Source organism: Burkholderia sp. MS389 (assembly GCF_016899425.1).
GTDB classification, from domain to species: domain Bacteria; phylum Pseudomonadota; class Gammaproteobacteria; order Burkholderiales; family Burkholderiaceae; genus Burkholderia; species Burkholderia sola.
On the sequence record NZ_CP045994.1, the window covers coordinates 1,637,983 to 1,655,101 of the forward strand.

The 17,119-nt window shown below is 66.9% G+C and carries 16 protein-coding genes; 12 read left to right on the top strand and 4 right to left on the bottom strand.

What is annotated here, in order from left to right; all coding sequences use genetic code 11:
* Positions 1–69 precede the first annotated feature (69 nt).
* From cpaB to GJG85_RS07655, 11 genes are all read left to right on the top strand, one after another.
* Entirely contained in the window at positions 70–972 is a 903-nt protein-coding gene (gene cpaB / locus GJG85_RS07605; protein WP_089488390.1) for a Flp pilus assembly protein CpaB, read from the top strand.
* A gap of 22 nt (positions 973–994) precedes the next feature.
* Positions 995–2,326 (top strand): type II and III secretion system protein family protein, encoded by a 1,332-nt coding sequence (locus GJG85_RS07610; protein ID WP_050012501.1) that lies wholly within the window; start codon positions 995–997, stop codon positions 2,324–2,326.
* 75 nt (positions 2,327–2,401) lie between these two features.
* Positions 2,402–3,640, top strand: a complete 1,239-nt coding sequence (locus GJG85_RS07615) for a fimbrial protein (RefSeq protein ID WP_050012502.1) — start codon at positions 2,402–2,404, stop codon at positions 3,638–3,640.
* A 3-nt stretch (positions 3,641–3,643) separates the two neighbouring features.
* Complete coding sequence (locus GJG85_RS07620) at positions 3,644–4,990, top strand: CpaF family protein (RefSeq protein ID WP_050012503.1); 1,347 nt, start codon at positions 3,644–3,646, stop codon at positions 4,988–4,990.
* Positions 4,983–5,963, top strand: a complete 981-nt coding sequence (locus tag GJG85_RS07625) for a type II secretion system F family protein (RefSeq protein WP_050012504.1) — start codon at positions 4,983–4,985, stop codon at positions 5,961–5,963. Before GJG85_RS07620 ends, GJG85_RS07625 begins: the two co-directional genes overlap by 8 nt.
* 4 nt (positions 5,964–5,967) lie before the next feature.
* Positions 5,968–6,966, top strand: a complete 999-nt coding sequence (locus GJG85_RS07630) for a type II secretion system F family protein (protein WP_050012505.1) — start codon at positions 5,968–5,970, stop codon at positions 6,964–6,966.
* 29 nt (positions 6,967–6,995) lie between these two features.
* On the top strand, positions 6,996–7,823 hold the full coding sequence (locus tag GJG85_RS07635; protein ID WP_050012506.1) for a pilus assembly protein: 828 nt from the start codon (positions 6,996–6,998) through the stop codon (positions 7,821–7,823).
* Positions 7,824–7,846: 23 nt separating this feature from the next.
* Entirely contained in the window at positions 7,847–8,170 is a 324-nt protein-coding gene (locus GJG85_RS07640) for a DUF3613 domain-containing protein (protein WP_050012507.1), read from the top strand.
* 12 nt (positions 8,171–8,182) lie between these two features.
* The gene (locus GJG85_RS07645) at positions 8,183–9,994 is read left to right on the top strand and encodes a TadG family pilus assembly protein (RefSeq protein ID WP_050012508.1); all 1,812 of its coding nucleotides are present in this window, start codon (positions 8,183–8,185) and stop codon (positions 9,992–9,994) included.
* A 13-nt stretch (positions 9,995–10,007) separates the two neighbouring features.
* Positions 10,008–11,399 carry a sigma-54 dependent transcriptional regulator gene (locus tag GJG85_RS07650; protein ID WP_050012509.1) on the top strand — a complete coding sequence of 464 codons (1,392 nt, stop codon included), beginning with the start codon at positions 10,008–10,010 and terminating at the stop codon, positions 11,397–11,399.
* A 54-nt stretch (positions 11,400–11,453) separates the two neighbouring features.
* Positions 11,454–12,161 (top strand): DUF2968 domain-containing protein, encoded by a 708-nt coding sequence (locus GJG85_RS07655; protein ID WP_050012510.1) that lies wholly within the window; start codon positions 11,454–11,456, stop codon positions 12,159–12,161.
* An 83-nt stretch (positions 12,162–12,244) separates the two neighbouring features.
* Here GJG85_RS07655 and hfq read toward each other — a convergent pair whose 3' ends face one another.
* Positions 12,245–12,814 (bottom strand): RNA chaperone Hfq, encoded by a 570-nt coding sequence (gene hfq, locus GJG85_RS07660; protein WP_006495323.1) that lies wholly within the window; start codon positions 12,812–12,814, stop codon positions 12,245–12,247.
* 295 nt (positions 12,815–13,109) lie between these two features.
* Here hfq and GJG85_RS07665 point away from each other — a divergent pair, with 295 nt between their 5' ends.
* Positions 13,110–13,400, top strand: a complete 291-nt coding sequence (locus GJG85_RS07665) for a hypothetical protein (protein WP_089488641.1) — start codon at positions 13,110–13,112, stop codon at positions 13,398–13,400.
* A 27-nt stretch (positions 13,401–13,427) separates the two neighbouring features.
* On the opposite strand, the gene GJG85_RS07670 is transcribed toward GJG85_RS07665, so the two are convergent.
* From GJG85_RS07670 to GJG85_RS07680, 3 genes are all read right to left on the bottom strand, one after another.
* Positions 13,428–14,345: a DUF1571 domain-containing protein gene (locus GJG85_RS07670; protein ID WP_124630429.1), complete on the bottom strand. Its 918-nt coding sequence runs from the start codon at positions 14,343–14,345 to the stop codon at positions 13,428–13,430.
* A 29-nt stretch (positions 14,346–14,374) separates the two neighbouring features.
* Complete coding sequence (locus GJG85_RS07675; RefSeq protein WP_050012513.1) at positions 14,375–16,129, bottom strand: AMP-binding protein; 1,755 nt, start codon at positions 16,127–16,129, stop codon at positions 14,375–14,377.
* Between the two features lie 157 nt (positions 16,130–16,286).
* Positions 16,287–17,111 (bottom strand): TetR/AcrR family transcriptional regulator, encoded by an 825-nt coding sequence (locus GJG85_RS07680; protein ID WP_124637881.1) that lies wholly within the window; start codon positions 17,109–17,111, stop codon positions 16,287–16,289.
* Positions 17,112–17,119: the final 8 nt, after the last annotated feature.

Consider the following 17,119-nt stretch of genomic DNA (forward strand, 5'->3'; position numbering starts at 1 on the left):
CGAGGGCGCCCGGTCGGCGACGTCGCGCGGAGAATTCAATCGTGAGTAGCGGGGAAGCATAACAACACCATGGCCAACAACCTGACGAAGATCATCGCGGGCTTGCTGATCGCGATCGCGATCCTGCTCGGCATCTATGCGTGGATGCTCGGTCGCAAGCCGGCCGACGTCGCGCCGGTTGCGTCGACGGTCGCGACGCAGAGCGTGCCGGTCGTCGTGACGACGCGGCAACTGCAAGCCGGCCAGCCGATTCCGGCCGATGCGCTGAAGGTCCAGCAGTCGAGCGCCGCTCCGCAGGGGGCGTTCGCCGATCCGCTGCAACTGGTCGGCCGCATTCCGGCAGCGGACATTCCCGCGCAGGCGGCCGTCGTCGGGAGCGCATTGTCGTCCGGCCTCGCCGAGCAGATTGCACCGGGAGAGCGCGCCGTGGCGATCAAGGTCGACGAGACCAACGCGGTTGGCAACCGCGTGCGGCCGGGCAACTATGTCGACGTGTTCGTGAATCTGAAGCGCGACGGGACCGGCGTGGCGATCGGCGGGACGTCGACGGCCGAGATCGTGAATACTCAGGCGCGGCTGCTGATGTCGAAGGTCCGCGTGCTGTCGTTCGGCGATGCGACGACCGAGCGGGACAGCTCGAACGGCTCGGTGATCGGCACGCGGACCGCGGTGCTGGCCGTGCCCACGGCGCAGGTCGACGCGCTGACGCTCGCCGAGCAGAGCGGCCGGCTCGTGCTCGCGCTGCGTAGTCCGCGCGACGACGACGTCGCGGCGCAAACCGTCGCCGTTCGCGTCGGCGACGACAAGAGTCCGTCGGCGCTTGCCGCGGCCGGCATGGTGCTGGGCGAGTTGTCGAAGAGCGCGACGACGGCGCCGGCCCCGCGTGCGGCGCCACGGGTGGTCGCGCGGCATCCGAGCGGCGGCAGCATCGAAGTCATTCGGGGTGGGCGGACCGAAACGGTCGCTTATTGAGCGGGACGAAGACGGCAAAACAATGAAAAAGAAACTGGTTGGTTTGGCGATTGCATTGAGCGCACTGGCGATGCCGCCGCTGTCGGACGCGGCCGACACGAGTGGCACGATCAGCCTTGCGGTCGGCGCGCAGCGGCAGCTTGCGACGGGGCGCGCACTGCAGCGGGTCGCGGTCGGCGATCCGTCGGTGGCCGACGTGCTCGTCGTGAAGGGCGGGCGCGGCGGCGTGCTGCTGGTGGCGAAGAATGCCGGTGCGACGAACGTGATGATCTGGGAGCGCGGCCGCGACGAGCCGACCGCCTATAACGTGAACGTTACGAGCGGTGCGGCGCGGGCGCTGCTGGACGGCGCGTCGCCGAGCGTGAACACGTACGGCGGCGCGACGGTGATCGGCGGTGCGGCCGCAACGCTCGACGGACATCAGCGGGCAGTCCACGCAGCGAAGACGGTCGGCGGCAAGGACGGAACGACGCTCGATGCGTCGACGATCTCCGGCAAGAATGTCGTGCAGGTCGACGTACGTGTCGTCGAATTCAGCCGTTCGGTGCTGAAGCAGGCGGGCCTGAACTTCTTCAAGCAGAGCAACGGCTTTGCGTTCGGCGCCTTCGCGCCGACGGGGCTCACATCGATTACCGGTACGCCGGGCGGTTCGCTCACCTACAACACGAACGTGCCGATTTCGTCGGCGTTCAACCTCGTCGTCAATTCGGTGACGCACGGGTTGTTCGCCGACCTGTCGATTCTCGAGGCGAACAACCTGGCCCGCGTGCTCGCGCAGCCGACGCTCGTCGCGTTGTCCGGCCAGAGCGCGAACTTCCTCGCGGGCGGCGAGATTCCGGTGCCGGTGCCGCAATCGCTCGGCACGATTTCGATCGAATGGAAACCCTATGGCGTCGGGCTCACGGTCACGCCGACCGTGCTGAACCCGCGGCGGATCGCGCTGAAGGTCGCGCCCGAGTCGAGCCAGCTCGACTTCGTGCATTCGATCACGATCAACGGCGTGCAGGTACCCGCGCTGACGACGCGGCGCGCGGACACGACGGTCGAGCTCGGCGACGGCGAGAGCTTCGTGATCGGCGGCCTGATCGACCGCGAGACCACGTCCAACGTCAACAAGGTGCCGTTCCTGGGCGATCTGCCCATCATCGGTGCGTTTTTCAAGAATTTGAGCTACCAGCAGAACGACAAGGAACTCGTGATCATCGTGACGCCGCATCTCGTTGCCCCGATCGCGCAGGGTGCACCGCTGCCGGCGACGCCGGGCGAGCTGTCCGAGCAGCGCGACGGTCCGGTGTGGCGTTCGTATCTGGGCGGCATGGCATCGCCGGACGCGGGGCCGGGGTTCTCGAAATGAGCGCGCCGAATCGTTACCGGACCGCGCAGGCCGTCGCGTACGACGCGATGCCTTGCTTCATTGGGAGTATCCAAGATGAATGCGAGAACCTACTCTTTGGCTGAGCCCGCCGTCACCGACTACTTCGTCTGTGCATCCGCGCTCGCGGAGCATGTGCACTGGCTGTCGCAATCGCTCGTGTCCGCCGGCGCGGTCGAAGGGGTGCCGCTCGACGGCGCCGCGCTGTCGCAGCGTATCGGCGTGCTGAATCCGGCACTGGTGTTCATCGATTTTTCCGGTGACTGCGCGGCGGCAAGCACGGTGGTCGCCGCGGTACGCGCGGCGCATCCGGGCGTGCCGGTCGTCGCACTGGGCTCGCTCGCGCAACCGGAAGGGGCACTCGCCGCGCTGCGCGCGGGCGTGCGCGATTTCGTCGATTTTTCCGCGCCGGCCGATGAGGCGCTGCGGATCACGCGCGTATTGCTCGACAACGTCAGCGAGCCGGCCAACCGTCACGGGAAGGTCACCGCGTTGCTCGGCGCACGCGCCGGGATGGGCGTGAGCACGCTCGCCGCGAACCTGTCGGTGCTGATGCAGCGGCGGCCGGCCGACCCTGCGCGCACGGCGGCGCTGCTCGATCTCGGGCTGCCGGCCGGCGACGGCGCGTTGTTCCTGAACACGCGGTGCGAATTCCATTTCGTCGAGGCCGTGCGCAACCTGCGCCGGATCGACCGCACGTTCGTCACGACCGCGCTCGCACGTCATTCGAGCGGCGTCGCGTTGACGACGCTGCCACCGAATCTCGCGGAGTTGCGCGACGTGGCGACGGCGTCGTGCGCGGCGTTGCTGAACCGGCTGCGCGCGTTCTTCGATCACCAGATCGTCGATCTCGGCGGCTTCCCGAATCGCGAATTCATCGCGCAGGTCGTGAACCTGGCGGACGAAGCATGGCTGGTCTGCGACCAGGGCGTGGCATCGGTCGTGTCGGCGGTCGAGATGCTGGACGGGTTGCGCGAGGCAGGCGCGGCGACCGACCGGATCCGGCTCGTCGTCAACCAGTTCGACGCCGAGCTTGGGCTGATGCCCGCGCAGATCGCCGAACGGCTCGACCTGTCGCTGGTCGCGACGCTGCCGTCGCGGCGCGTGTCGATCGGGCATGCGGCGAACCAGGGCAAGCTGATCGCCGAGGTCGCGGAACGCGATCCGTACGTCCGCGCGCTCGGGCCGCTGGTCGAGCGCCTCGCGGGCGCGCCGGCGCCCGGAGCGACACAGCGTGCGGCCGGCGGCCTCTCGGCGCTCAGGCGAATCATTCAATCCTCAACGAAGCGGTCGTAAGCGATGGCACACGACATTCAATTTGCCGACGGCGCAGCGCCGTTCTCGCAAACGCAACAGTTTCACGACATCAAGAATGCCGCACACGAGCATCTGCTCACGCGGATCGAGGAACTGGGTGCCGAATTCGGCCGTTGGTCGCGACAGGCGATCAACCAGTTCGTCGATCTCGAAATCGACAGCTTCGTGCGGCTGCGGCGCATCCCGCTCAACGAGAGCGAGGTGCGCGCGGTGGCCGAGGCGCTGACGAAGGAGCTCGCCGGCTTCGGGCCGATCGAAGACCTGTTGGCGGACCCGCATGTCGAGGACATCCTGATCAACGGCTACAACGACATCTACGTGTCGCGCCACGGGATCCTGTCGAAGCTGCCGATCCGCTTCACCGACAACGCGCATCTGCTGCGGATCGTGCGGCGGATTCTCGCGCCGGTCGGCCGGCGGCTCGACGAATCGAACCCGATGGTCGATGCGCGGCTGCCCGACGGCGGGCGGGTCAACGTCGTGATCGAACCGCTGTCGATCGACGGCCCGGTCGTGTCGATCCGGAAGTTCCGCAAGGATCCGCTGAAGCCCGAGGACCTGCTGGGCAACGGCACCTACAACGAGGAAATCGGCCGGCTGCTCGAGGCTGCGGTCGATGCGCGCTGCAACGTCCTCGTGTCGGGCGGCACCAGCTCGGGCAAGACGTCGCTGCTGAACGCGCTGGCGTTCCACATCCCGATGGCGGAACGCGTCGTGACGATCGAGGATACGGCCGAACTGTCGTTGAATCACCCGCACGTCGTGCGGCTCGAGAGCCGTCCCGGCGGGTTCGACGGCAGCGGCATCGTGACGATTCGCGACCTGCTGCGGAACACGCTGCGGATGCGGCCGGACCGGATCATCGTCGGCGAAGTGCGCGGCGGCGAAGTGCTCGAAATGCTGCAGGCGATGAATACCGGCCACGACGGATCGATGGGCACCGTGCACGCCAGCTCGCCGCGCGAATGCCTGTACCGGCTCGAGATGCTGGCCGGTTTCGCCGGTTTTCAGGGCACCGAAGCAAGCCTGCGGCGGCAGATCGCCAACGCGATCGACTTCATCGTGCAGATCGGGCGGCTGTCCAACGGTCGCCGCCGCATCCTGTCGATCACCGAAGTCACCGGCATGTCGGACAACATCGTGTCGACGCAGGAGCTGTATCGTTACGAGGCGCGCGTCACCCCGGAGGGCGAAGAGATCGATCATTGGGAGTCGCTCGGCATTCATCCGCATTCGCCGAAGCTGGCACGTTTCCGCAGCACGCTGGTGTCGTCCGGCGGCGGCGGGTTCGGTGGCCACTTCGGGCGAGGCGGAGGCTTCAATGTCTAGCGCCACCTTGCTCGCGCTGATGTTCGCGCTGATCTGCGCGGCGGCCGGGTTGCTGCTGTGGCGTGCAAGCCAGGTGCGGGAAGGGCGTGCGCATGCGCAGCGGTTCTTCGACAGCCGGGTGGGACAGGGCGCGCGCGCCGCGGCCCCGGCCGGCGAGACGCGCACCGCACGCGCCCCGGCGGCCGGTACGGCCAACGCGCAGGAGCCCGAACAGGGGTTCGCGCGATGGCGCGCGTCGGCGTTCGGTGCATGGGCCGTGCTGTCCGACCGTGTGGGCCTCGACGAAGTGCGCACCGGCCTCGTGCTGGCGCTCGGGGTCCTTGTGATGCTCGCGCTGTGGGCCGGCATGGCTGGCGGCGTGCTCGCCGCGGCAGCGGCGGTCGTTGCCGGCAGTGTGCTCGTCGTGCTGTGGATCACGTCGCGCATCAGCCGGCGCCGCCTGAAGATCGTCCGTCAGTTGCCGTCGTTTCTCGACGGGATCGTGCGGCTCGTGACGCTCGGGAACAGCGTGCCGGCGGCGTTCCAGTCGGCGCTTCAGACGACCGAAATGCCGCTGCGCCGCTGCCTCGACGACGTGTCGCGGATGCTGCGCTCCGGTGTCGAGATCGATCGCGCGATGCTGCACATCGCGCACACCTATCGTATCCGCGAATTCGAACTGGTCGGTGCGGTGCTGCGTCTGTCGGTCCGCTACGGCGGGCGGGCGGACGTGATGCTCGACCGGATGTCGACGTTCATGCGCGATCTCGAGCAGGCGGAGCGCGAACTGTCCGCGATGTCGGCCGAAACGCGGCTGTCCGCATGGGTGCTGGCGCTGTTGCCGATCGCGGTCGGCAGCTTCGTCATCGCCACGAGCCCGCGCTATTTCACGACGATGTGGAGCGACGATAGCGGGCGTCAGATGATTTATCTGGCGTTCGTGCTGCAGGCGGTCGGCGGTTTCTGGCTGTACCGGCTCGCGCGGCTGAGGTGAATCGATGGATGCAAACCGTTTAGGCGCCCTTGCGCTGGTGCTCGGATCGGTCGGCGTGCTGCTGCTCGCCGCACTCGCGATCGTTCGCATCGTGCTCGTGCAGCGTGCCGAGCGCGCGCTGGTGGATGCGCTCGATCGCCGGACAGCGGCGATCGAAGCGGCCGCCGCGCGCGCCGGTGCCACCGAGCCCGCGCGCGACGCGGCGGCGCCTGCCGCGCCGCGCGTCCGTTTCGCGGGGCTGCGCGAACGCTTCGAAGACGTCGGGATGCGGTGGCTCGAGACCGGCTTCAGCCGGTATCTGATCGCCGACGAAGACCGCCAGTTGCTCGAGCAGTGCGGTTTCGTCGACGTGCGCGCCAGAGCGCTGTTCGTCGGCGCGCGCATCGTCTGCGCGATCCTGCTGCCTGCGCTCGCCGTGCTGGTCCTGATCGGCCGCGGGCAGCAGACGCGCTGGCCGTTGTGGATCTCCGTCGCGCTCGTGACCGGCTACATGCTGCCGAAAATCTACGTGCGCCGGCGCGCGACCGCGCGCCGGCAGAGCATCGGGGCCGAACTGCCGCTGCTCGTCGACATGTTGCGGCTGCTGCAGGGCGTCGGCCTGTCGCTCGACCAGAGCATCCAGGTCGTCACGCACGATTTTCAGACGATGCTGCCGGTGCTGTCGTGGGAGCTCGGCGTCGCGCAGCGGCAGTTCGCGGCCGGGCGCACGCGCGAGCAATCGCTGCAACGCCTGACGAACAGTTTCGACAACGAGGATCTGCGCGCGATCGTGCGTTTGCTGATTCAGGTCGACAAGCATGGCGGCGCGGTGCAAGAGCCGCTGAAGCAATTCGGCGATCGTCTGCGCGAAGGGCGTCGCGCGACGCTGCGCGAGCAGATCGGCCGCCTGACGGTGAAGATGACCGGCGTGATGATCGTCACGCTGTTGCCGGCACTGCTGATCGTGACCGCGGGGCCCGGGATCATGACCGTGCTGTCCGCGCTCGCTGCGTTTCAGCGCTGATGCGGCATGAGGGGAAGGAGCGACACAAGATGAATCGATTGGGGTGGGTTCGCACGATTGCAGGCGCGACGGCGTGCGCGTTGCTGGCCAGCGGGTGCGCGATGTTCAAGGAGTCCGGATACGGAATCGGTGCGCAGGCCGAACGTGGCGCGCTGATGCAGGCCGCCGCCGACAAGAATGCGACGCCCGATACGCCGGGCATGTATCTGGGCCTGATCGAGCGGATGCAGGCGCAGGGGCTGTATTTTGCGTCGCTCGCGCACATCGATCAGTACGAGAAGCAATATGGCGCATCGCCGGATACGATCCTGCTGCGCGCCGACGCATTGCGCGCGACCGGCCAATACGACGCCGGCGTGGCCGCCTATACCCAATTGCTGACGACGCCGCTCGCCGCGCGCGGCTATCGCGGGCTGGGCCTGACCGCCGGCGCCCGCGGCGATTTCGCGCTGGCCGCGCAGCGGCTCGAACAGGCGACGACGCTTGCGCCGACCGATGCGGCGACGTTGTCCGACCTCGCCTATTCGAAGATGCGCGAAGGCGATCTGGCGGGCGCGCGCGTGCCGCTGCTGAAGGCGGCCGAACTCGAGCAGAAGAACCCGAAGATTCTCAGCAACTTCGTGCTTTACCTGTTCGCGACCGGTCATGCGAAGGACGCGCGGCGGCTGATGGATCAGCAGAAGCTGTCGCCCGCGGTGCGCGGCCAGATTCGAGACGACGAGACGAAGGTCGCGGCCGCGATGCGCGCGAAGCAACGCGCCACCGCCTATGCGCCGGCCAATGTGTCCGTGCCGTCGGTGGCGAGCAGCGACAATCTGGATCTTGCCGTGCCGCTGCTGCAGCGTTTCGCGCGATAACGACGATATTCACGGAGGCCATCATGTTTCACCTTTCCTCAATCCGCGTGTGGGCCGTGGGCATCGCGTTCGCCTGCTCGCTGGGGGCGGGCGTCGCGCATGCGCAAGGCGACACGCCGGCGGCCGAAATCGGTCATGCGACGAGTGCGCTGCTCGACCTGCAGCGCTCGAACCGCGCGGCCGCCACGCCGCAACCGATCGATGGCGCCGCCGGTACGTTTGCCTATCAGCGCTATATCGACTCGTTCAAGACGCCGATTCCGCAGTGGTTCGGCACGATGTCGGCGTCGGGCGGCGGTAGCGGCGGCGGCAGCGGCGGACTGTCCGGTGGCGATCTCGCGCGCTGACGGAGCACCACGGTGACTATCCGGCACAGTGGCGGCACGATCCGTCGCGCGTCACGACAGCGCGGCGCGTTCTCGGTGATGGCGATCATCGCGACGCTGATCGCCATTACGACGCTTGGCGCCATTGGCGTCGGTAATCTCTTTTACCAGCGTCGGGACGTGCAGCGGATTGCCGACATGGCCGCGCTCGCGGCCGTGCAGAGGATGGACGACGCCTGTTCGCAGCCGACTGCCACCGCGACCAGCAACGCGCAGTCGAACGGGCTCAACGCGTCGAACGGCGACACGATCAACATCGAGTGCGGCCGTTGGGATACGTCGGTCAACCCGTCACCGAGCTACTACGCTGCCGCGACATCCGGGGCCACGCAGTTGAACGCGGCCAAGGTGATCGTCAGGCGTCAGGTGCCGTTCTTCTTCGTCGGACCCCCGCAGACGATATCCGCGGTATCGACCGCGCGTTCGACGAACATCGATACATTCTCGGTTGGTGCAACCTTGGCCGCGCTCGGCGGGGTCGGTTGCGCGGGCGGATCCGCGCCGGCGTCCGGCAATCCGGGGCTCGTCAACGGGCTGATCGGCGCGCTGCTGGGCGCCAACCTGAACCTGAACATCGCATCGTATCAAGCGCTGGCGTGCACGAACGTGACGGTCGGCGATCTCGTTGTGGCGGCGGGCGTCGGCACGGTCGATCAACTGCTCGCGCTGAAGCTCACGTTGCCGCAACTGATCCAGTTGATGGTGAACGCGGCCACGAAGACGGCCGTCGCGAACGCAAGCCTGCAGGCGAGCATTGCGACGCTGCAAGCGATTCTGAACGCGAACGTTCCGGGCACGTCGATCGGTCTCGGCGGCGCGGGCGGGTTGCTGAACGTCGCGCTCGCGGATACGCAGGCGGCGCTCAACGCGCAGGTGGATCTGCTTGATCTGCTGATGGTCGGTGCGGAGATCGCGGCAACGGGCAAGCCGGCGGTCGCGGTCAACGTGCCGTCGGTGAATCTCGGCGGGCTGACGGGGACGCAGTTGCAGGTGCAGATCATCAGCCCGCCGTCGATCGGTGTTGGCGAGGGTGGGAAGGATCCGGCGACGGGAACGTGGCGGACGAAGGCGTCGACGGCGGCGGTGGGTGTGTATCTGAATGTCTATCTTGGGACGGCGCAGTTGCCGCTGCTGGGCGCTTTGCTGGCGTTGCTGAACGTGAAGGTCGATGTCAATTTGCCGATTTATCTTCAGGCCGGTACCGGCACCGCCACATTGAACTCGACGCAATGCGCTTCCACGCAGGCGGCAAGCACGGCCGTCATTACCGCCCAACCGGGCGTGGCCAATCTGTGCATCGGCAAGCCGCCGCTCGATTCATCCGGCAAGATCAGCCTGTCGTCGAATTACAGCTGTACGTCGCCTGCACAGATCATCAACTCCAATGTTCTCGGGCTGGCCCAGTTGACAGTTTCCATGTCCAACATATCGGTTCAGGTCCAAGGCGCGTCCCAATCGCATACGTTCAGTGGCGTACCGGGGATCGATGCGAATTACTGGACGGTGAACTCGAATGCGCTCGGTTCGGCGCTTAGCTCGGCTTTGACGCAACTCGCGGCTGCGAATATCACCGTCAACCTCGGCCTGTTCGGCGCCAACGTCCTGACGGTCCCGGGGAACTTCGTCTCCACATTGCTCACGTTTTTGACCGGCCTGCTCGGCCCGCTCCTGTCGAGTCTCGACGCAGTCCTCGTTCCGCTGCTGAATCTCCTCGGCGTCCAGGTCGGTGCGGCGACGGTCCATCAGATCTCGCTCAATTGCGGGGTCGCCCAAACGGTTTACTGAAGAAGCAGATCAGATGAGAAATACGCCCGCAATCGAAGAGCTCGACCTGTACGTCTGGGAAGGCAAGGCGGACATCGTCGACCGCGTCGCCCGGTGCATGGCGAGCTTCGACGTCGAAGTGATCCGCGCCGACAACGCGACGGTCTCGCCCGAGCGCGCCGCGATGCGGCGGTCGCTCGCGATCATCAGCGTGACGATGATCGAAGGCGGCGCGGCATTCCTGCGCGACTGGCAGGCCAATATCGGCATGCCGGTCGTCTGGGTCGGCGCGGCGCGCGACCACGACGCGTCGCAGTATCCGCCCGAGTACTCGCACATCCTGCCGCTCGACTTCACGTGCGCGGAACTGCGCGGCATGATCGGCAAGCTCGTCACGCAACTGCGCGCGCACGCCGCCGAAACGTTGCAGCCGTCGGAACTCGTCGCGCACTCCGAATCGATGCAGGCGCTGCTGCACGAAGTCGATACGTTCGCCGACTGCGACACCAACGTGCTGCTGCACGGCGAAACCGGCGTCGGCAAGGAGCGCATCGCGCAACTGCTGCACGAAAAGCATTCCCGCTATCGGCACGGCGAGTTCGTGCCGGTGAACTGCGGCGCCATTCCGGATGGCCTGTTCGAATCGCTGTTCTTCGGCCATGCGAAAGGGTCGTTCACGGGCGCGGTTGTTGCGCATAAAGGCTATTTCGAGCAGGCGGCCGGCGGCACGCTGTTCCTCGACGAAGTCGGCGATCTGCCGCTGTACCAGCAGGTCAAGCTGCTGCGCGTGCTCGAGGATGGCGCGGTGCTGCGCGTCGGCGCGACGGCGCCGGTCAAGGTCGATTTCCGTCTGGTCGCGGCGAGCAACAAGAAGCTGCCGCAGCTCGTGAAGGAAGGGCTGTTCCGCGCGGACCTCTATTACCGGCTCGCGGTGATCGAGCTGAGCATTCCGTCGTTGGAAGAGCGCGGTGCGGTGGACAAGATCGCGCTGTTCAAGTCGTTCGTCGCGCAGGTGGTCGGCGAGGAGCGGCTCGCCGAGTTGTCGGACCTGCCGTACTGGCTCACGGATTCGGTGGCGGACAGCTATTTCCCCGGCAACGTGCGCGAACTGCGCAACCTTGCCGAGCGCGTCGGCGTGACGGTGCGGCAGACGGGCGGCTGGGATGCCGCGCGGCTGCAGCGGCTGATCGCGCACGCACGCAGCTCGGCCCAGCCGGTGCCGGCGGAGAGTGCGGCCGAGGTGTTCGTCGATCGCAGCAAGTGGGACATGAACGAGCGTAACCGTGTGATCGCGGCGCTCGACGCCAACGGTTGGCGGCGTCAGGACACGGCCCAGCAGCTCGGCATCAGCCGCAAGGTGTTGTGGGAAAAAATGCGCAAGTACCAGATCTTCGACGAAGAGCCCGAGACCCGCGAAAGCGAGTAATTAATGAGATAAAATCGCGTGGAATGACAACGATCCGCGCGGGAATAAAACTTCATGAGCCATATGACGGGGTTGGGGCGGGTGAGCGTATTGCTCGCCCTGGTAGGAGGCATGCAAGGCGCGTTCGCGCAGGGGCTGGCAGGCAGCGATCCGTCGGCGGTGCAGCCGGCGTCGGCGCCGGTGGCCGCGATTCCGGTGATCGATTCGCAGGCACCGACGTCGGTGCAGCCGCAGGCCGGCGAGTCGACGGGGCCGAGCACGGTCGACGATTTGCAGCGCCAGATCCAGGCGCATTCGCTGACGGAAATGCGCACGAGCTACAACGGCAGCTACGGCGCGAGCCTGCTGTTCAATGTCAAGGACGGTGCGTATTTCGTCGCGCTGTTTCAGCAAAAGGCGTTCTGGCGCGTGATCAAGACTTACAACGAAGCGCGGGCGGAAGCGATCTATCGCGATTTCTCGCACCAGGCCGAGCGGCTGGCCGTCGACGAACTGCGCGCGGCGAAGCTGGAATCGCAGAAGGCGCAGATGGACAAGCAGATCGAAGTCGTGCAGGACCGCGCGCGGCGTCTGCAGGCGGACATCTCGATCGCCCGCCAGCAGCAGGCGGCGGTGGCGGATCGCCAGAAGAGCGTGCGGAGCGAAACGGCGACGCTGCAGGCGCAACAGGCTCAACTTCAGTCGCAACTGCGGGCGTTGCAGCAGCAGGTGCGTTCGTTGCAGCGCGAGGCCAACGCGGGCCTGCCGACGACGGCACGCTGAACCCGGTCGCGGCGGCGGTGCGGCGACGTGCCGCGCCGGCCGTACCAGTGAAAAGGGCAAGCCGGTTGGCTTGCCCTTTTGTTTTACTGGCCGTCCGGCACGATTCGCCGGCGCCGCGTCACGATGACCGGCCCGTTGCCGCCGCGGGAATCCGACGGCGCGGCGTTGCCGGATGCGTCGCCGGTGTCGCGCGGCGCGCCGTAGCTTTCGCGGGGTTCACGCGGAGCGCCGTAGCCTTCGCGCGGCTCACGCGAGCCGTAACCCTCACGCGGTTCGCGCGAACCGTAGCCTTCACGCGGCTCGCGAGAGCCGTAGCCGCCGTCGCCGCGCGATTCGCGCGGGCCGCCGTGCGAGCCGTACGGGCTGTGACCGCCGCCTTCACGGCCGCCGGGGCGACCGCCGGTGCGCGGGCCGCGGGGGCCGCCGCCGCCGGGGCGCGAGCCGCCCGTATCGAGCTGGATCGTGGAAATCGCGCGCTTGTAGATGCCTTGCAGACCCACGGGGGTGCGCAGCATCACCAGATACTGGTCGAACGACTCGATACATCCCGTCAGACGAATGCCGTTGACGAGATAGATTTCAACACGCTTACGTTCCTTGCGCGCCGAATTGATGAAGTCGTTTTGCGGATGGGATTCTGCGGGATTGGCCATTGAGGTGCGGCAGGAGCCTGCGTCAGAGAATATGTTGTGCGTGTGTGTGGCGTGTTCGTCCACAAGGCGTTTGGCGGAATTCTACCCTGTTCGATAGGGGAGCGCGCAGTCGCGATTGTGTCGAACCGTAACCCACTATAGACGTTCCGGCGCATTTTCGCGATTAGGCCGAACGGCCGAAGCCGTTTCGTTACGCTGCGTTACGACTCTCGCAGCCCCGTATCACCTCGGTGCGCGCGCCGCGCTTACATTGGTCGCGCGAGCCGGGCGGGCCGGCTTATCAGGGATGCGGAGCATGAACAAGAGGCAAGTCGCAGTGGTGATCGGGAGCATGGCGTTGCTCGTTTCCGGCAGTGCAATGGCGGGGCGTGTGGATCTGTCGGTCGGCATCGGCGTACCGGTCGCGCCGGTAGCACCGGTCTATGTCGAGCCGGCGCCGGTCTATGTAGCGCCGCAGCCCGCCGTCGTCGCCTATCCGGGCTACGGGTATGGCTATTACGGCGATGACGACGACGACCGCTACCGCAAGTGGCGCAAGCACTATTACAAGCACTGGCATCGTCACCACGACGACGATGACGATTGAACCCGCGGTGAGCCGCGCCGACGCGCGTCAGAACGCGTAATCCGGGTTTTTCGGGTCGAATGCGGTGTCGTCGAGGGGCGTCGGCGCGATTTTCTCGATGACGATCCGCTCGAAGATCCTGCCGTCGTTGTCATAGGATTCGACGGTTCGGAAATAGGGGGCGTGCAGGTCGAGCCCCAGCACTTCCTTTTTCGCATAGAACTGCGGCCGGCCGGTCGGCGTTTCGTAGGTGAGCGCGACGACGCGCACGCCGTCGATCGTCCGGGCCTCCACGTCGGTCGGCCGCTGCACGCCGGCTTCCACGTATTTCTTCCCTTCGGTCAGGTACAGGTTCGCGATGAACTCGGTGCCGAGATCCTTCACCTGATGATTCGACTGGGCGCGCGCGAGCGCGCCGTCGATCGCCGTCCACAGCGGAATCTTGCCGAGCAGGCCGCCGAGGTGGCCGTACATCTCGTCCTTGCGCTGCGTCGTGTCGTAGATCGTCTCCTGTCCGGCATGCGCGCCGCCCGGCAGCCATTTCGCATACAGGCGCAGCGGCTCGCGGGTCGTCTTCACGAGCATGCGATCGGGCGTGTCGGGCCATTTTCCGCTGATGCGCTCCTGGCGCACCATCGTGAACTGGTAGGACGGATAGCCGTTCGGGCCGTGACGGATATAGAGCGGCACGGCGAGCGGATCGAGCGCCTTGAAGAGCGCGGTGAGCGTCGTGTCGTCGAGCTGAGCGAGCGTGCCGCGCTGGGCCGCCGTGCGCAGCCAGCGCGCCTGTTGCGCAACCGGCTCGTGCGTGACCTTCGCGAGCTCCGCCGGCAGCGCGGCCGCCGGCGCCGCGCTCGCGGCGCCGGCCGTTTCCTGCGCATGCAGCGCGGCTTGCGCGAGCGCCAGCGCGCACGCGACGGTCGCCACGGCGGCATGCCGCGCGCGGCGTTTCATTCGTTCGTTCATCGACGGCGTCTCCCGGAGCGATGGATCGTTCAGCCTTGCTTCGCGGCCTTGAGTTTGGCGAGTTCCTCGTCGCGCAGCGCGCGGCGCAGGATCTTGCCGACATTCGTCTGCGGCAGCGCGTCGCGGAACTCGACGAATTTCGGCATCTTGTAGCCGGTCAGGTTCTTGCGGCAGTGCGCGAGCACGTCCTCGGCCGTCAGCGACGGGTCGCGCCGCACGACGAACACCTTGATCCGTTCGCCCTGGACCTCGTCGGGAATGCCGATCGCCGCGGCTTCGCTGATGCCGGGATGCATCACGAGCACTTCCTCGATCTCGTTCGGATACACGTTGAAGCCCGACACGAGGATCATATCCTTCTTGCGGTCGATCAGGCGGATGAAGCCGCGCTCGTCCATCACGCCGATGTCGCCGGTGGCGAGCCAGCCGTCGGCGTCGATCACCTTCGCCGTCTCGTCGGGGCGCTGCCAGTAGCCGCGCATCACCTGCGGGCCGTGCACGCACAGCTCGCCCGGCTCGCCGATCGCGGCCCAGGTGCCGTCCTCGCGGCGAAAGCGCACGACGGTCGACGGCGCGGGCAGCCCGATCGAACCGCTGAACGCGGCCATGTCGTTCAGGTCCACGGGATTCATCGTGACGATCGGCGAGCACTCGGTGAGGCCGTAGCCTTCGACCACCGGCCGGCCCGTCACCTGCTGGAAGCGCTCGGCGACCGCGCGCTGCATCGCCATCCCGCCCGCCATCGCGAGCTTGAGCTTCGAGAAGTCGCGCTTGCGGAATTCCTCGTTGTCGAGGAACGCGTTGTACAGCGTGTTGATGCCGGTGATGCCCGTGAACGTCTCGTGGCGGATGATCTTCATCACCATCTTCATGTCGCGCGGGTTCGCGATCAGGATGTTGCGCCCGCCGAGCCCCATGAAGATGAACGCGTTCACCGTCAGCGAATAGATGTGATAGAGCGGCAGCGGCGTGAGCACGGTCTCGACGTCGCCCGACACCTGGTCGGCGATCCAGGCCTTCGCCTGCAGCAGGTTCGCGATCAGGTTGCCGTGCGTGAGCATCGCGCCTTTCGCGACGCCGGTCGTGCCGCCCGTGTACTGCAGGAACGCGAGATCGTCGCGCGTGATCTGCACCGGTTGCGGCTTGCCGCGCGCGCCGAGCGCGAGCGCGGAACGCAGCCGGATCGCCTGCGGCAGGTGGTAGTCCGGCACGAGCTTCTTCACGTGCTTCAGCACGAAATTGATCAGGCGGCCTTTCGCGTTGAGGCCGTCGGCGAGCAGGTCGCCGAGCGCGGTGACGACGATGTGCTTCACCTGCGTTTCCGGCAGCGCGTCCTGCAGCGTGCGCGCGAAGTTCTCGAACACGACGATCGTCTGCGCGCCGCTGTCCTTCAACTGATGCGCGAGTTCGCGCGCGGTGTAGAGCGGGTTCACGTTGACGACGATCGCGCCGGCCTTCAGCGTGCCGAACAGCGCGACCGGATACTGGAACGTGTTCGGCAGCATGATCGCGACACGGTCGCCGGGCTTCACGCCGACGCTTTGCAGATACGACGCGAATGCGTCGACCTTCTGCGCGAGCGTGCGGTAGGTCATCGACGCGCCGGCGCTCACGTAGGCGACGCGCTCGGCGAAGCGGGTCGTGCATTCGTCGAAGAACTGCACGAGCGACGCGTATTGCGTGACGTCGATCTCGTGCGGAACGCCGGGCGGGTACGACGCGTACCAGACGGCGTCGGTGTTCGGCGGAAGTTGGGCCGAGGTGGGTGCTGCGGAAGATGACATGACGTGTCTCCGGTCTTGGCTCTCGGCGAGGGCCCGCGCGTCAGCGCCTGCCCATGCCCCGTGCTTCGCGGCCGGCCGACGCGGGCGTCTCGACGCCGTGCCCGACCGCGCGTATCAATCAAATCGTGAACAGGAAGCCGCGCGTGGCCTCGCGCGCTCAGTTCGTGGAATGCAGTGTCGTAGCCTCGGCGGTCGTCGTCGGGCACGACTGCGGCAGCCCGAACGCTTCGCTTGCGCCCGCGTCGTCGAGTACGGCCGCGAAGATCGACAGTTGAGCGCTGTCGGGCATCGGCGCCTTCAGCGCGGCGACGATCAGCGACGACAGCCGCGCGATCATCTGCACGTCGTTCATCGTGCGGCCTTGCGAGAATTCGTCGATCAGGCTTTCCGTTTCGGCGCCCGCGAGCGCGCCGGACAGCGCGCCGATCGCGAAGTGCAGCCGCCAGCCGAGCTCGGTGCGCGGCAGGTGCGGCAGCGCGCGCTGGAACGCGTCGAAGAAGCGGCCCGCGACGCTCGCGTAATGCGCGGTCAGGAAGTTGCGCACGAACGGCGAAGGATCGGTGTACGCGCGGCCGATCAGCCGCAGGAACCCGGGCCCGCCGCGTTCGGGGTTGCGCGATGCCTTCAGCGCCGGAATGAACATCGCGCCGAGCACGTGCTCGCAGGTGATGTGCATGCCGAGCTGCGCATCGAAGCGGTCGAGGATGCCGAGGCGTTCCTGGTTCAGCTGGTCGAGCCGGCGCGACAGCATCGCGTGGATCAGCGCTTCCTTGCTGCCGAAGTGGTAGTTGACCGCGGCGAGATTGACCGTCGCGCGCGACGTGATCTGCCGCATCGACATCGCTTCGAAGCCATGTTCGATGAACAGGTCCTCGGCCGCATCGAGAATGCGCGCCTTCGTCCCGCCGGTCTGCCGCGTGCCGGATGACCGTGCCCCCGACGGCCGTCCCGCGGATGGCCGCCCCTCCTGACTTACTGCCATGTTCCGCC

Bases quoted from the DNA above. Each gene is read 5' to 3' on its own strand.
- cpaB (WP_089488390.1), top strand. From the start codon at position 70: ATGGCCAACAACCTGACGAAGATCATCGCGGGCTTGCTGATCGCGATC.
- GJG85_RS07610 (WP_050012501.1), top strand. From the start codon at position 995: ATGAAAAAGAAACTGGTTGGTTTGGCGATTGCATTGAGCGCACTGGCG.
- GJG85_RS07615 (WP_050012502.1), top strand. From the start codon at position 2,402: ATGAATGCGAGAACCTACTCTTTGGCTGAGCCCGCCGTCACCGACTAC.
- GJG85_RS07620 (WP_050012503.1), top strand. From the start codon at position 3,644: ATGGCACACGACATTCAATTTGCCGACGGCGCAGCGCCGTTCTCGCAA.
- GJG85_RS07625 (WP_050012504.1), top strand. From the start codon at position 4,983: ATGTCTAGCGCCACCTTGCTCGCGCTGATGTTCGCGCTGATCTGCGCG.
- GJG85_RS07630 (WP_050012505.1), top strand. From the start codon at position 5,968: ATGGATGCAAACCGTTTAGGCGCCCTTGCGCTGGTGCTCGGATCGGTC.
- GJG85_RS07635 (WP_050012506.1), top strand. From the start codon at position 6,996: ATGAATCGATTGGGGTGGGTTCGCACGATTGCAGGCGCGACGGCGTGC.
- GJG85_RS07640 (WP_050012507.1), top strand. From the start codon at position 7,847: ATGTTTCACCTTTCCTCAATCCGCGTGTGGGCCGTGGGCATCGCGTTC.
- GJG85_RS07650 (WP_050012509.1), top strand. From the start codon at position 10,008: ATGAGAAATACGCCCGCAATCGAAGAGCTCGACCTGTACGTCTGGGAA.
- GJG85_RS07655 (WP_050012510.1), top strand. From the start codon at position 11,454: ATGAGCCATATGACGGGGTTGGGGCGGGTGAGCGTATTGCTCGCCCTG.
- hfq (WP_006495323.1), bottom strand. From the start codon at position 12,814: ATGGCCAATCCCGCAGAATCCCATCCGCAAAACGACTTCATCAATTCG.
- GJG85_RS07665 (WP_089488641.1), top strand. From the start codon at position 13,110: ATGAACAAGAGGCAAGTCGCAGTGGTGATCGGGAGCATGGCGTTGCTC.
- GJG85_RS07670 (WP_124630429.1), bottom strand. From the start codon at position 14,345: ATGAACGAACGAATGAAACGCCGCGCGCGGCATGCCGCCGTGGCGACC.
- GJG85_RS07675 (WP_050012513.1), bottom strand. From the start codon at position 16,129: ATGTCATCTTCCGCAGCACCCACCTCGGCCCAACTTCCGCCGAACACC.
- GJG85_RS07680 (WP_124637881.1), bottom strand. From the start codon at position 17,111: ATGGCAGTAAGTCAGGAGGGGCGGCCATCCGCGGGACGGCCGTCGGGG.